Here is a 15,790-nt window from a genome sequence, read left to right on the forward strand (position 1 = left end):
TGCAAACATAGCAAAGAGAGGCAAATGCCAGTCGGCAATTATACCTGCGATGCTTCTAGGCGTAAATTTAATGCCTCAGTTGGCGCTCTTTTTATTGGCAAACCAATGTGTGGGGGTTTGCATTTGAAAGGTTTTCAGCCAGAGATTCGCTGGTGCGGGTTTACCGAATAAATAACCTTGAAATTGTTCGCATCCTAGCGCAGTGAGTTGCAATAACTGGGCTTCGGTTTCGATACCTTCGGCAATGACGTTGAGTTTTAAGCTCTTGGCTAACAGGATGGCGGCGTTAACAATTTGGGTATGGCGTTCACTAATGCCCATTTGACTGACAAAGTAACGGTCGATTTTAATTGTGTCGGCACTGATATCAATGAGCTGGCTTAATGAGGCATGGCCAGTACCAAAATCGTCAATGGCGATAGACACTCCCATACGAGCCAAGGTGTTTAAGCGTCGGCCTGTTTCTTTATGGGTTGAAAATACAGAGGTTTCAGTAATTTCAATTTCCAACAATGGGATGAGTTCAGGATGATTCATATAGGTTTGGATTAACACTTTAAAGAAGCGATCCGACAGAATATCTTGCCCAGATAAATTAAAGGCAATCCTGACCAGAGGTACATTTTTAGGCCAAGAACGGATCAGTTGTAGTAATTGCCTGAAGACTTTTATCGCAAAAATCGCCTGCAATTGAGATGACTCTATAATGGGGATAAAAGTGTTCGGCATGATCATAGTGCCGTCTTCATCAAACATTCTGGCTAGCGCTTCAAAGCTAGTAATGTGGCCATTGGCCATCACTTTAGGTTGCAGCCACATTTCAAGGCGGTTGTGTTTCAGTGCGTCACGGATTCTGGCTTTTTGCGATGAAGCTTCGAGAAGATTGTTAATCAAACCAATGTAATACACCATCACTGGGCTAGCTTGGGTGGTTTGTTTTATGGCAATTAAACATTGCTCTGCGGCTTGCTGCGGTGAGGCTTTATTACCTGAGCTGCAACCGACTCTGCACTCGAGATGATATTCAGTCTGTTGTTCTTGCTTAAGTTGTAGGTTTGTTGGAATACGCTCGCGTAATTGTAGCGCTAGGTTTTCAGGGGAGATAAGCGGCAGGCTAGTAAACTCGAGTGCAAACGATGCTCCTCTAAATCGGTATATTTTTGCGATATGACCAAAGCGATTTTTGAGTTCAATAGCAAAGGCTTTTAGGATGGCATCTCCGACGCTGATACCGAAAGCAGCATTAATTTGGCTAAGATTATCAATTTTGATTAAGGCTACGGTCATTTCCTGATGGATCAAGCTTGGCGCTGGGTTATACCAGTGATTTTCGTTGGGTAATCCTGTCACTAAATCATAGAAATGCGTGCTGATGTGGTGTTTTTTAAGTCGACTCAGTTCAATCGCATGGTTTGCCTGTTCTGTGACATCGTGGCAGTGAAACAACAAAGTATCATGGTGTTGCAATGAGGCTTTTTGCAGCAGATATTTAGTGCTGTTATTGTTCTTTAAATGGGTCGGAAACGAGGCCGCCAGTAAATTCGTGCTGGTATCTTCGGTAAGTTCAAAAATGTCACATAGGCGAGTGCTGTTTAGTGTGACTTCTCCAGCGATTTCCCTCGCGGCATTATTCAGGTTGAGAATGACTCCATCCTCATTGCAGAAGAAGGAGGCTGTACCATTATTTTCAAAGATTTCAGCATATTGATCTAATGTATGTTGCAGTGCATTTTGATGCTGGATCATTTGCTGCGCATGGATTTTCTGGGTTTTTAGCAGGCGCATTGCCGACAACGGGATACAGATATTAAAAAACATAAACAGCAAACCGTTTAGATAAGCGTGGGTCGCAGGTAGGCTGATATCAATATCGATAATGGGTGGCAGGTTTTGGTTACGCAGTAGCAGTAAAAAAGGCAATACGTTGAAACACATCATAATAAAAGCGACTTTTCTGCCAAACAGGAAAAGCGCCATCAAGGGCAAGGTATATAAGAAAGTAATACCTACCTGCGATAAGTTAAAGTCAGGGATAAACAACAGCATAGATAAACAGGCTGCAATAACCATCGCCAGCAGGCTGATAGAGCTGACGAGTAAATATTTGCGCGTAAACCATAAAGACAGGAATAGTACGGTTAAAAAACTGACCGTAATGCTGATAATGAAAGTGAGGTTTAACTCATACGCAATTAAAGAGCTATGCAGCACTATGCTAGTGGTCAAGATGGCGCCACTGAGCAGAATAATCCGCAATAAGCTGGTTTTTAATATCGTTTTGTCAGGATTTAAAAAATCTTGCTCCCTGATAAACAAAAAACCTTTTAGCCATTGAAGCAAAAAAAGTCCTTATCCCGTACGGAAGTCACGCAGGTTGGCTGGGGACGTAACATATAACATAAATCACTAAACTGTTATACAAATAGATTGCTGCCTTTATAAATCAGTATATTACAGTGTGATACTTGTTTGAATTATTAAGGGCGCACTGAGACAAATTGGCTAAGACAGTGATGAGTTTGGCGATGTGTTTTGCTTACTAGCATATTCATAAACGAGATTTTTAGGCATAATGGCCATCATTTTCGTTGGTTAGAAGACAGCCTGTGACCCCGATTTTTTTCAATCAGCAATACCCAACACTTGTGGATATTTGTGCACGTTGGCAACTCGTCTACGATGCGAATGCGATCTTCGAATTGCGTTTTGAATCAGATACTTTATCACTGCATAAACGCGATGAGCCTAAGCTCGATGGCATAGTGGTGGATTTTGTGACTGGCGCCGTCGCCCATAGACGTAAGTTCGGTGGCGGTCGTGGCCAATCTATCGCTAAAGCGGTGGGATTGAAGCAAGGGGTAACACCGAGTGTGGTTGATGGCACAGCGGGTTTAGGGCGCGATGCGTTTGTGCTCGCAAGCCTTGGTTGCACTGTAACTATGGTTGAACGTCATCCTGTGGTTGCCGCATTACTTGAAGATGGCTTACGCCGTGCTTATCAAGATGCTGAAATCGGCGATTGGATGCGTGAGCGGATGCGCCTATTTCATGGTTCTAGCCTAGAAGCACTATCGAAATTGGCACAAGAGGTGGATGTGGTTTACCTCGATCCTATGTACCCCCATCGTGATAAATCGGCCCTTGTTAAAAAAGAAATGCGTGTATTCCAATCCTTAGTCGGTGCCGATTTAGATGCCGATGGCTTACTCACCCCAGCTTTAGCTTTAGCAACTAAACGTGTCGTCGTTAAGCGCCCAGACTATGCCGAAGATTTGGATGGGATTAAGCCTAATACGGTTATTGAAACCAAGAAAAACCGTTTCGATGTCTATGTAAAAGCCGCGATGAAATAGCGAAGATTTTTCTCATCGCGAACATAGTATGCTTTCTGTCGCTGAACCCATACACTGACATAGTGTACCCATAGTCTGACAAATTTAACTCATTCAATGACATAAAAATGGCTTTTGTAATCATGTTACAAAAGCCATTTTCTTTAATATTAGTATGTTGAACAATTAATAACCCATAGATTGACAAAAAACTGCATGCTAGTAAACTAAATGTACACTATTCGTTCGAATTATACTTATGTATATAAGAAGCTTACGTAAACCATCACCGAACAAAAACGTATTTAAATTCGCTAGCGCAAAAGTTAGCGAAACGATAATGTGTGAAAGTACACTGGAGTTTGATGCGTGCTTTCACCATGAATACAATGATTGTATAGAGGAGTTTGGTAGTCAGCCTGAAGGGTTTTATTACGATTTTGAGGGCAAAAGATTGCCCTATACACCTGATACGATAGTTCACTTTATTGATGGGACGGCAAAGTTCCACGAATACAAACCTTATAGTAAAACATTCGATCCAATCTTTAGGGCTAAATTTCTAGCAAAGAAGGCGGCTGCTCAGTCTTTGGGAGCAGATCTTATATTGATAACAGAACGACAAATTCGCGTAAATCCTATTCTAAATAACCTTAAAATTTTGCATCGATATTCGGGAGTTTACGGCTTGAGCGACATTCAAGTTGAACTGCTCAATCTTATAAAAAAAGCAGGGAAAATTAATGTTAACGATGTAGCTGTAAAGCAATCATTAGCATTAGGGGAAACCCGTTCACACTTGTATTCCCTTATGCATAAAGGATTGCTTAAGGCGAACTTAAGCCAAGATGATCTTAGTTGCAATCCTGCAGTATGGTGTATTGAATGATGGACTTCGAGGATGAGTTCAGTGAGATTGAATTAGTCAAGAAGCCCGACACCCCCATTCAATATGTAAAGTTAGAGGATACAGTATTAGTCAAAAGAGACTTAGATACCTTTCCTGACTTTTTAAAAAACAAAGCGCTCGATAAATACCAGCTCATTGCCTTCATCGAAAAAACAATCACTGGTGGATGGACTCAAAAAAATCTAGACCCAATTCTTGATGCTCTTTTTATTACCATCACGGACAAGCGGCCTAACTGGCGAACGTTAGTCCGTTGGCGTAAAAGCTACATTGAAAGTGATGGTGACCTTGCAGCATTAGTCGTTAAGCGACACAAAATGGGTAATAGAACGAGTCGAGTTAAGGGGGATGAAGCATTTTTTGAGCAAGCCCTAACTCGTTTTTTAGATGCTAAAAGGCCTAAAGTATCTACAGCATATCAGTACTATAAAGATGCCATCACAATTGAAAATGAGAGCATTGTTGATGGACAAATTCCTATCATTTCTTATAAAAGCTTTAACCAAAGAATAAAGTCATTACCTCCTTATCCTGTTGCAGTGGCGCGGCACGGTAAATTTAGAGCAGATCAATGGTTTGCATATTGCTCATCCCATATTCCCCCAACGCGAATATTAGAACGGGTAGAAATTGATCACACTCCACTAGATCTAATCCTGATTGACGATGAATTATCTATCCCAATTGGCAGACCTTATTTAACTTTAGTTGTTGATGTTTTCAGCGGTTGCGTTTTGGGATTTCACTTAAGTTATCGAGCTCCTTCATATGTTTCAGCCACAAAAGCAATAGTACATGCAATAAAACCCAAATCATTTGAAGGCCTTGGAATCGAGCTTAAACATGAGTGGCCTTGCTTTGGCAAATTTGAAACCCTAGTTGTGGATAATGGAGCAGAGTTTTGGTCTAAAAGCTTAGAGCATGCATGCAAAGAGGCGGGAATTAACATTCAATATAATCCAGTTCGCAAACCTTGGTTAAAGCCATTTGTAGAACGTTTTTTCGGGATGATTAACGAGTGTTTTTTAACTGAGATACCAGGCAAAACCTTCCCCAACATCCTAGCAAAAGAAGATTTTAAACCTGAAAAAGATGCCATTATGCGTTTCTCCACATTTGTCGAAGAATTCCATCGTTGGATTGTTGATATTTATCATCAAGATTCAGACTCACGTGAAACGCGAATTCCCATAAAACAGTGGCAACGCGGCTTTGATATTTTCCCGCCACTAAAGATGAGCGCAGAGGACGAACAACGGTTTACTGTGCTGATGGGTATTTCAGGTGAGCGAACATTAACCAGAAACGGTTTTAAATTTGAAGAGTTAATGTATGACTCTACTGCTTTGGCCGATTACAGAAAGCATTACCCACAAACCAAAGAAACCATCAAAAAAATCATTAAAGTCGACCCTGATGATCTATCAAGTATCCATGTTTACCTCGAGGAATTAGGCGGTTATCTTAAAGTCCCCTGTACTGATAATAGTGATTATACCCACGGCTTGAGCCTTCATGAGCATAAAGTGATTAAGAAAATTAATCGTGAGATTATTCGGGAAGGAAAGGATGATTTGGGATTAGCTAAAGCGCGTATGGCTATTCATGCTCGAGTTAAACAAGAGCAAGAAGCATTTATAGCATCCAAAACCAAATCAAAAATTACAGCGGTTAAGAAACAGGCTCAGTTGGCTGATGTGAGTAGCACAGGCCAAAATACGATAAAAATGAAAAGTGATGATCAGAGCTTACTTTTACCTAATAAATCAGCAGCTAAACAAATCCATATTTTCGAAAACTGGGACGACGATTTAGAGGCTTTTGAATGAAGACATTAAGTCCTACTCAAATTGAACAACTGGGTAAATTTAGCGACTGTATTGTCATGCATCCTCAGTTGATAACCATTTTCAATGATTTTGATGAACTAAGGTTTAATCGAACTTTTCAATCAGATCAGCAATGTATGCTCTTAACGGGAGATACCGGAGTAGGCAAAAGCCATCTAATTAACCACTATAAAAAACAAGTATTAGCTAGCCAGAAATACGGACGTGAATCTATACCAGTTCTAGTTAGCCGTATATCTAGTGGCAAAGCATTAGATGCAACACTAACTCAGATGTTGATGGATCTTGAACTGTTTGGAAGCCATCAAAGAAAGAAGCATGGCTATGCCACTGACTTGAGGAAAAAGCTGGTCGATAACTTGGTTAAAGCCAAAGTTGAGCTGCTTATCATTAATGAGTTTCAAGAATTAATCGAGTTCAAAACAGTTCAAGAGAGACAGCTGATTGCAAATGCGTTCAAGTATATAAGTGAAGAAGCCAGAGTTCCTATTGTGTTAGTCGGTATGCCTTGGGCCGAACAAATTGCAGAAGAACCACAGTGGTCATCTCGCTTAGTGAGAAGAAGAAAACTTGAATATTTTAGTCTTCAAAAAGACAGCAAGTATTACCGCCAATATCTGATGGGTTTAGCTAAATACATGCCGTTTGCGGAGCCTCCCAAGCTGGAAGATAAACATGTGGCAATTCCCTTGTTTGCCGCCTGTAGAGGTGAAAATAGGATTCTAAAACACCTTCTTTTAGAAGCATTGAAGAATGCGCTGCTCGCAGATGCTAACACGCTAGGAAATCAACATTTTGCTGATGCTTATACAACACTTTTCAATAGAACATCAGGGACAGTTTCAAATAATCCATTTACTCAACCAATAGAGGATATTCTGATTTCTGAAGTTTTTGAGCATTCTAGGTATAACTCAAATGCAATGTCAGCAGAAGACATGCTGATTGCTAGAGTATTTTCTAAACCACAAACCTTGGCTCAGCTACTGAGTAAATAATTGTCAAACATTCTGACGATTTGCTCTTTATATGAACCTAGCAATGCCAAATTGTAAGAGTTCTCTTCGTCAATGGCTGATTTATGTGAAGCGTTAGCATGCCCATTAGTATTGGATAATGAAAAACCTGACAGATCCACATGTAACTCATTACCTATATTCCCTTGAGTAGCCTCACTTGATGTTAATTGTGGTAACTCTAGGTCTAAATCCTGTGAGCCAGTCTGCTCGATAACCACAGATTGCTCTGGTAAATCTTGGTCAATTCTATAAGCAAACTCTGTCAAGTTTGATTCTGCTAACGTGAATAACCAAGCTTGTTGAGCCTCATCTGAATTAACCCTTAATATTCGACCTAGCACTTGTCGGTAATGCATTTCAGTTTTTATTCGGCTCAAATGACAACATACTTGCAGCCGAGGGATATCAGTACCTTCAGAAATCATCCCTACACTAACAATCCACTGGGTGTGACTTTGTCGAAATCCATCAATAATACAGGAAGGATGCTTTGAGTTAGATGTCACGATACACGCACTTTGTTTAAGATCAGAGACAAGTATTTGGAGTAATCGTTTAGCATGCTTAATTGATGCCGCGACAACTAACCCGCCGGCATTCGGGTTACTCAGGCGTATTTCAGCTAATTTTTTAACGCTTTGATTCAACATATAATGCATTATTTGATGATGATTTATTAACGCTTGATAACTGTATCTTGGGCCTAACAAGAGCTCAGCTATAGATGCAAATGTCTCAATCTCTTGATCAATTTCTAGTTTGATTTTGTTGTTATCAATTAAAACGATATTAGGCTGACGACAGACGTTATCCGCAATTGCCTGCTTTAATCCATAGCTAAAATCACAGTGGATTGTATTATCTGGTTCAGTGAATCGTGAAAGCACAATAGGGGCCTTATCTGAGCGCCAAGGTGTACCAGAAAGCGCTAACGTATATGCCGCATGATATTGAATATTTAGTAGTACCTCTTCTCCCCATGCATTGGCATTGCTAAGAAGATTGCCCTTTAGATGATGAACTTCATCCATGATCACAAACACTTTATGCGTTCGTAAGAGCTGCCAAAACGCCTCAGTTAAGGAGGGCATGAACTGATAGGTATAGACACTACCAATGGCACCCATTAGCCCGTCAAATCGCTTGTTCAGACGCTTTGAAAAGGTTGAGCGAATGCTGTCATTCACCTCTGATGATGGAGAGAAGCACAGTACAAAATCAATTTTCCCCATAGCAATCAGTCTTGCAGCTAGTTCTGCAGCCATAATAGTTTTACCAGCACCTGGCGTGGCTAAACACATAAAGTGACTTTGAGTTTGATATCGTGCCAACGCCGCATCAACGCATTGGCTTTGCCATTGTCTTAACTTCACAGTCATAGGCCTTTGAGGTCGTTAAGGCATGACTCTACAGCTTTAATCTTCCCCATCAATGTTGAACTTTGATTACGAGCATTCATGTATCTCGGATAAAGCCTGGGTTTCGAATTGGGGATCTCTTCAATGAGACGTTTAAACTCTTCCGCTTCCCCAATGTATCCAAGTAAATCAACTTGATATTGGTTGAGTGTGGCCTTAAGCCGCGTTAGTTCTTGTGAGTTTAAAGATGTGGTAACTATTGCTTTGACCCGCGCGTTGCTGGGTACTAGCTGTGATTTATCGAACAGTGCTGTTTTATAATAAACGTGCTTATTCCCCTGGTTTATTTTCTCCAAAAATCCAACATTGACCAGCTTTGCACAAGCACGACGCACCAGCTGATCTATATCTTTTGGCGATACTGAAGAATTTGCCTCTATTATCAAGTTTTTTATCTGAGTAATAGTGAATTTTTCAAGCTCTACGGCAATGATAATACTAAACAAAATTTCATTTATACGGATTAATTTTATAGCCACGGTTTTTACCAATAGTTTTTAATTTCAATGCTTAACGAGCCACTCCATGACATTTTGTTACGCTTAAATCAACAGAGCCTTCATTGATAGGTAACTTGATATTACTTAGCTCAGATTAAATCTTGACAACAAGCCCTAAAAAGCTAAGGATTCCTTAGTATACCTTAAGTGAAAAAACTAAGACAATCTGAGTTATCAAAGGACAAATCATGTTGAAGTTGTGGCAGATAAAATCATCAATCCATTACCTCTTAGACTTAAACAAGCTCGCACTGCTAAGGGAATTAGTCAAAAACAGCTGGGTATGCAGCTAGGTATGGAAGTGGGTACCGCGAGTGCGCGTATGAATCAGTATGAGAAAGGTAAGCATACACCTGACTACAAGACCTTAAAGGCCATTGCCGATGAACTAGGTGTGCCTGTTGCTTACTTCTTTTGTGAGTCAGAAAGCACAGCAGAGCTACTGTGTTTGCTTGAAAAGATGACTGAGGACGAAAAGGTCAATCTACTAGAGCAAATCAAAAAATCATAAATTATTATTGGAAAATTTAATAGGGGCTTGAATCAGACTTACGTCGTCTGATTCACACGCTAACATCTACAATATTATGTTTTTTTAGTTTCTAAAGTCGTAGCCAAGTTCAGTTGAACACTATGAATGTAAAATTTCAGTTTTGATAATTTCAAAAATCAAAACTTACGATGTGTACTCAATAATGCTGTTTACCGTAACAGGCTAACCCCGCTGACTTGATTACGACCATGTTCTTTCGCAAGGTACAATTGCTTATCCGCCGATTCGATAAGTGTTTGCCATTTTAAATGCCGATGAGGCTGCATGCTCGCAACGCCAGCACTAATCGTGACCTCTTGAAAACTGGAGCCTAAATGCTCGATGTGTAAGGCTTGCACTGCGTTTACGATGAGCTGTGCGATGTGCATCGCGCCTAAATGCTGAGTGTCCGGTAATAGGCAAATAAATTCCTCACCACCATAGCGCGCCACTAAATCGTTCGGGCGGTGTATCGCTGTGCGTAGCGCTTTCGCAACGAGACGTAAACATTGATCTCCTTCCTGATGACCATAGCGATCGTTGAAAAGTTTAAATGAATCGACATCTAACATCACCACTGACAGAGGTGCACTATTTCTGCAGCAGTACTTCCATATTTCGGGGATCCGTTGCTCAAACAGGTGCCGATTCGCAACCCCTGTTAGCCCGTCCAGTAAAGCAATCGATTGGAGTAAATCGGCTTGTTGTTTGAGGATAAACTGATTATTCACCCTCGCGTTCGTGATAATCGGATTGATGGGTTTATGAATAAAATCGGCGGCGCCAAGCTGAAAGCCTTTAACCTCTTCTTGTTCATCAAAATGCGCGGTAACAAAGATAATGCAGATATTGGCTGTTGCGGGATCGGCTTTGAGCCGTTGACACACTTCATAGCCCGTCATACCAGGCATTTCTATATCCAAAAGCACTAAATCAGGCAGTTCATTCTGGCAGACTGCGATGGCTTGCTCTCCGTTTGTGGCCATAAACATTTCATAATCTTCATGAAAAAGCTGATGTAATATTTTTATGTTGAGGGGTTGGTCGTCAACGATAAGAATTTTTCCCTTCATGCGATTGGCTTGCGGGATGATTTCCGTAGGATGCATTATTTATTCTCCAACATGATGATGCGTAAAGTGTCTGATGCTTTATCGAATTCGAGTGCTTGTACTTGTCCCTGTAGTGTTACCCACTGTGGATGGTGTGGTAATTTTTTGATTAACTGGTCAACGAAAGTCATAGCTTCTAAATTGTTCGCTTTTAAGAGGAGCATTAAGGCGTTAAGTTCAGTCCAAGCACTTGGTATCGATGCTTGAGAATCGATGGACTGTGCTATTTTATCTTGAGCTAATGCAGTCGATTCAGGTTGAGGGATGTAGGTAGATAGTTGCTGAGTACTTTCATTGATTAATAATTCTAATTGTTCGGTCCACGCTTTTATCTCAATAAACTCAAAGTCTTTTTGTTTGAGCTGTTTTTCTAAAAATGCGGCATAAGCGGCTAAACGCAGTGCACCAAAATTACTGGCAAGACCTTTGATACCATGTCCCACGGCCGCCGCAGTGGCATACTCAAATACTTTAGTAGACTGCTTGAATAGATTGAGTTGTTTCAACATTTCAGGTGCAAAACCTTTCGCCATTTTCTGGAAAAAAGCCTGATTACCGCCAAAACGGCGCAATATCAGCTTGATGTCATCCAGTAATGGCATATCGTCCATATCGTCGAGTGGAGCCTGTAACTCCGCTGTCTGATGCTGTTGCGCTAATGAGGGGACTTCTTCCTGTCCCACTAAACGCAAAATGCTGGGGAGCAATATCTGCATGTCGATTGGCTTACCCACGTGGTCATTCATACCTGCATCGAAGCAATCCTGTTTATCACTTTGGGATGCATTGGCTGTCATCGCTAAAATGGGCAGATCCGCAAATCGGCTATCAGCGCGGATAAGTCGTGTTGCGGCTAGGCCGTCCATATCGGGCATTTGTATGTCCATGATCACGATATCGAATACGTTTCCACTTTCTAACACTTGAAACACCCCTTCAACGCCGCCGTTGGCAAGTTGCACGTTTGCCCCTTCATAACTCAGCAGCTCATCAATCACTTGTCGGTTGAGTTGGTTATCTTCAACCACTAAAATGTCGAGTGTAGATAACAATCGTTGTGAGTGTGGCGTAGGATTCACCGTCATCGTTTTGCCTTCGATAGCATTGATTATCGCCTCGGCTAAAATCTGTGATGTGACCGGTTTAGTTAAAAAATTCACGAAGGGGACATTTTTAATATGCTGACTTTCGCTAATCACCTCATGGCCATAGGCGGTGAGCATAACGATGAGCGGAATAGGGCTATCTGAGTGAGAGTTGCACATTAAATCAGCGGTTTGTAGCCCATCAAGATCTGGCATACGCCAATCCATTAGCACGACATCGAATGGTCTTGCGCTTATATTGGCTTGTTTTACTTTTTCAAGCGCTTGATATCCCCCCGAGGCGGTTTCTGCACTGCAGCCAAAGTCAGTCAAAATCTTATGCAAAATCTCGACAGTCAGTTCGTTATCATCGACAATTAAAATATGATATCCACTGAGGTCAATGGCCTGAGTGGCTTCAACTTCCATGACGCAGAACGTCACATCAAACCAAAAGCGGCTACCCACACCCACACGGCTGGTGACGTTTAATTGGCCTCCCATGAGTTCGACTAACTTTTTGCTTATCGCTAATCCCAGCCCTGTACCGCCAAATCGCCTTGATGTTGACGATTCTGCTTGTTCAAAGCCCGTAAAAATACGCTCTATTTGCTCTTCGCTAATGCCAATACCGGTATCTGAAATTGAAATTTGCACAGTAACGGTATTGGCCTCATGACGTAAGCATTCCATGGCGACAGTGACTTGACCGTGGCGTGTAAATTTAAGGGCATTACCTGCTAAATTAACCAAGATCTGTTGCAGCCTCAGTTGGTCAGCTAAGAGCCATGCGGGTAAAGCCGAATCAAGGTCAAACATGACCTCAACATTTTTGTTGCCATGGTTACCCGACAGCACTATTGCAAGGTCTCGCATAAGCAGTTCGATTGAGCAAGGGTGCAGATCGAGTGTTAATTTACCGGCATCGATTTTTGAAAAATCGAGAATATCATTCAGTAACCCTAATAATGATTTCGCTGCGGTTTGGGTTTTGGTGACATAATCCTGCTGTTGCACTGACATTGAGGTATGTTGCATTAATTGCAGCATACCTAAGACCGCATTCATTGGGGTGCGGATCTCATGGCTCATATTGGCTAAAAATGCGGACTTTGCCGCATTAGCCGCATCAGCCTCATGTTTAGCCTCTCTCAAGGTTTCTTCTAATTGCCGCTGTTCGGTAATATCTAAATTGATACCGATGACTTTTGTGACCTGACCCGTGACATCGCGTTCGATTTGGGCGGCAGCTTGTACGTAACGAATAGTGCCATCGGTTCTGACGACTCTAAAAATGGGATCATATTGGTCTTTTTCTTCTATTGCTGCTTTTAGCTTCGCCTCGGCGAAGTCAATATCATCTGAATGGATCCGCATACGCCAATGTTCATAGGTTAATCCTTTCTCCTGCAAACTTAAGGGGTGATCGTAAATAGCAAACATCCGCTCATTCCATTCGAGGGAGTTATCGCGTAAATCCCAGCTCCAAATGCCGAGCTTGGCGACTTCCGCGGCCTTACTTAAATAATGACTCGCAGTGACAAGTGCTTTTTGTTGTTGTAGTACTTGGGAAATATCAATCGCAATGCCTAAATAACCAATAATCTCGCCGAGATTATCCTGCATGGCTGTAACAGTGAGAGAGACTTGGCATTGACTGGTGTCTTGTCGCACATAGGTCCAAGTGCGCGTTTCTGGCCCAAAGGTTCGCGCTTTATAGACGAACACATCAAAGCCTTGAATGTCTTCACCATACTCACTGGACAATTCAGCTGCTCTTGCTGCGACTTCCTCGGGCAAATGTAGCGGTGCCGGTGTTGATAGCCCAATCATATCCACGGCGGCGTAACCGAGTAATTGCTCGGCCCCACGATTGAAAATCGTGATCACGCCCTTTTTGTCCGTTGCGATGATGGACATTTCGGAGGCGGCATCGAGTACGTTCGTTAACAACGAACCCAACTTATTTTTCTCAATTTGCACCAATTTACGCTCTGTGATGTCGGTTCTTAATGCGACAAAACGTTCTATATTGCCGTTTTCATTAAAGACAGGGCCAATCACAGTATCAAACCATTTCAGCATTTGGTGTCGGTCGCGATTACAAATCTCACCATGCCAAGATAGGCCCGATTTTATTTGGGTCCACATGGTGCGCCAGAATGCGGCATCATGCTCACCAGAGTTCAAAATGGCATGGGTTTTACCTAACAATTGTTTGCGTGAATAGCCACTTACGTGGCAAAAATTATCATTCACTTCTAAAATGACGCCATTCGGGTCGGTGACAGAGTAGAGCAACTGTTGATTGATGGTGTCGAGCAACGTCTGGTTTTCGAGTAATGCTTGCTGGAGTGCATTGGTACGCTTGGTGACTTCTTGTTCTAAACGCGCATTCAAATTTAGAATATGCCGCTCGCCATCTTGTTGGACGGTGATGTCGCGGATAGTTTGGCTTACCCCCACAATCTCATTGTGTTCATTGTAGATAGGCAGCGCTGTCGTAGAGGTTGATAACTGGCTACCATCTTGGCGCTGATGGCTTGATATTCGATTTAATACCGTTTTTCCTGAGAGCACTTCGCTAAACAGAGCGTGCTCTTTCGAGACGCTATTGGATGGAATAATCAATTCTGCATTTGATTGACCTAATACCTGATGTTCTTTATAGCCAAATAGCTGCTCAGCGCCTTGGTTCCAACTCGTAATTTGGCCAGCAAGGTTAAAGCTGATAATGCCGTCGAGGGAATGCTCTAAGATGCTGGCCCGTCTTGCCTGCTCAGCCTGCATTTGGTGCTTACGTTGCGAACTTAAGGACCACACCGTGATAAAGGCGGCCAACAGTAGACTGAATAACCCGCCACTGAGCAGCACTAAGCTCGGTTGATTAAGGTGTAATGACTGAATAAAAGCGGGGTAGGCAATGACTTCGACCTGCCATTTGCGGCCAAAAATAGTTTTTGTCAGTGTGTGGCTATATGCTGATGGTAGCGAGGCATCATTGGCATGCGTCTCAAAAAATCGAATGGGTTGCTGTGCTTGGGTAATATCACTGAGCAGCAATTTAGTCTGTTTTTGATTAAGCGCTAAATTCATTAGCACTTCGTTTGTCACGAGGGGAGCATAACTCCAACCATAACCAGTAGAAAGCCTTTCTTCGACGGTTTTGGGTACCAAAACACTACGATAAATCGGTCGTAATATCAGAAATGATTGCTGGGGTTCACCTGTGGCTTGTACTAACGTGATGGGAGCCGATAACCGCACTTCTCCGGATAATAACGCGGCATCTGCTGCTTCTTTACGATAGGCTTCGGATGCAATATCTAACCCAACGGCAGCACGGTTTCTGTCTATCGGCTCAATGTACTCAATCACATACTTTTCGCCGCTGTGTGGAGTCAGTTGCCGAATATTGAAGTCAGGCCAATCGTCATTTTTGGCTCTTGCTAAAAATGCGGCTTCATCTGCGCTGGATATTCGACGAATAAACCCAAATCCTCTGGCTCCTGGAAACTCTTCATCAATATCACGGGTCAAGCTGTAACGATGGAATATCGCACGGCTGATATTGTGCTCACCTGCGGTGATGATTGTCCCTTGAGCCCCACGCAAGCCATATTGATATAACTTAATACGGTTTATGACGTTCTCACTGATAAGCTCAGCATTTTCCTGCAAAGCTTGTCCGATGACGTGGGCGTTCATCCGTCCTATCTGCCATGAGATTAAGCCACTGAGTATCAATCCCAATATCAGAAAACAGATACCCAATTTATAGGCGGGTTTATAACTCGTCGGCAAATTCATATGTGCTTAATTATTTATCATCAGTAAGGTTCTGATTTTGGACCATTAAAAGACCTTTTGCCACTGAGGAAGTGTTGGCAAAAGCTAAATAGGTTAAAAGTCGCAAATTTAGATGATGAGCGATGATTTCAGCTCGTTACAAATATGAGTGGGCCACGTTGAGATCTCGTTATTTGCCTAGCGATTGGCGACGGTAAGTTGGATAATCTTCAACATGCTTTT

Annotated in this window: 10 protein-coding genes; 5 read left to right on the top strand and 5 right to left on the bottom strand. The window is 42.1% G+C overall.

Features of this window, described 5'->3' with window-relative positions; genetic code table 11:
• Window positions 1-75 precede the first annotated feature (75 nt).
• Window positions 76-2,340, bottom strand: a complete 2,265-nt coding sequence (locus tag HGO26_RS15235) for a GGDEF domain-containing phosphodiesterase (RefSeq protein WP_105250693.1) — start codon at window positions 2,338-2,340, stop codon at window positions 76-78.
• A gap of 266 nt (window positions 2,341-2,606) precedes the next feature.
• Here HGO26_RS15235 and HGO26_RS15240 point away from each other — a divergent pair, with 266 nt between their 5' ends.
• The 4 genes from HGO26_RS15240 (at window position 2,607) to HGO26_RS15255 (ending at window position 7,090) form a co-directional block, all read left to right on the top strand.
• Window positions 2,607-3,353 carry a class I SAM-dependent methyltransferase gene (locus HGO26_RS15240; protein ID WP_168826210.1) on the top strand — a complete coding sequence of 249 codons (747 nt, stop codon included), beginning with the start codon at window positions 2,607-2,609 and terminating at the stop codon, window positions 3,351-3,353.
• Window positions 3,354-3,672: 319 nt separating this feature from the next.
• On the top strand, window positions 3,673-4,221 hold the full coding sequence (locus tag HGO26_RS15245) for a TnsA endonuclease N-terminal domain-containing protein (protein WP_247651559.1): 549 nt from the start codon (window positions 3,673-3,675) through the stop codon (window positions 4,219-4,221).
• The gene (locus HGO26_RS15250; RefSeq protein ID WP_168826214.1) at window positions 4,218-6,071 is read left to right on the top strand and encodes a Mu transposase C-terminal domain-containing protein; all 1,854 of its coding nucleotides are present in this window, start codon (window positions 4,218-4,220) and stop codon (window positions 6,069-6,071) included. Before HGO26_RS15245 ends, HGO26_RS15250 begins: the two co-directional genes overlap by 4 nt.
• On the top strand, window positions 6,068-7,090 hold the full coding sequence (locus tag HGO26_RS15255) for a TniB family NTP-binding protein (RefSeq protein ID WP_168826216.1): 1,023 nt from the start codon (window positions 6,068-6,070) through the stop codon (window positions 7,088-7,090). Before HGO26_RS15250 ends, HGO26_RS15255 begins: the two co-directional genes overlap by 4 nt.
• Here the strand turns inward: HGO26_RS15255 and HGO26_RS15260 are convergent.
• Window positions 7,072-8,484, bottom strand: coding sequence for a DEAD/DEAH box helicase family protein (locus HGO26_RS15260; RefSeq protein WP_168826218.1), 1,413 nt, complete (start codon window positions 8,482-8,484; stop codon window positions 7,072-7,074). The two genes, HGO26_RS15255 and HGO26_RS15260, sit on opposite strands and share 19 nt — an antisense overlap.
• Window positions 8,485-8,486: 2 nt before the next feature.
• Window positions 8,487-9,008 (bottom strand): hypothetical protein, encoded by a 522-nt coding sequence (locus HGO26_RS15265; RefSeq protein WP_168826220.1) that lies wholly within the window; start codon window positions 9,006-9,008, stop codon window positions 8,487-8,489.
• 220 nt (window positions 9,009-9,228) lie between these two features.
• On the opposite strand from HGO26_RS15265, the gene HGO26_RS15270 reads away from it, so the two are divergent.
• Window positions 9,229-9,540: a helix-turn-helix domain-containing protein gene (locus tag HGO26_RS15270; RefSeq protein WP_168826222.1), complete on the top strand. Its 312-nt coding sequence runs from the start codon at window positions 9,229-9,231 to the stop codon at window positions 9,538-9,540.
• Window positions 9,541-9,731: 191 nt separating this feature from the next.
• On the opposite strand, the gene HGO26_RS15275 is transcribed toward HGO26_RS15270, so the two are convergent.
• Together HGO26_RS15275 and HGO26_RS15280 are read right to left on the bottom strand one after the other, a co-directional pair.
• Window positions 9,732-10,670 (bottom strand): diguanylate cyclase, encoded by a 939-nt coding sequence (locus HGO26_RS15275; protein ID WP_168826224.1) that lies wholly within the window; start codon window positions 10,668-10,670, stop codon window positions 9,732-9,734.
• Complete coding sequence (locus HGO26_RS15280) at window positions 10,670-15,568, bottom strand: PAS domain S-box protein (RefSeq protein WP_168826226.1); 4,899 nt, start codon at window positions 15,566-15,568, stop codon at window positions 10,670-10,672. Before HGO26_RS15280 ends, HGO26_RS15275 begins: the two co-directional genes overlap by 1 nt.
• Window positions 15,569-15,790: the final 222 nt, after the last annotated feature.

This window comes from Shewanella oncorhynchi, assembly GCF_012584455.1.
In the GTDB taxonomy this organism is placed as follows: Bacteria; Pseudomonadota; Gammaproteobacteria; order Enterobacterales; family Shewanellaceae; genus Shewanella; species Shewanella oncorhynchi.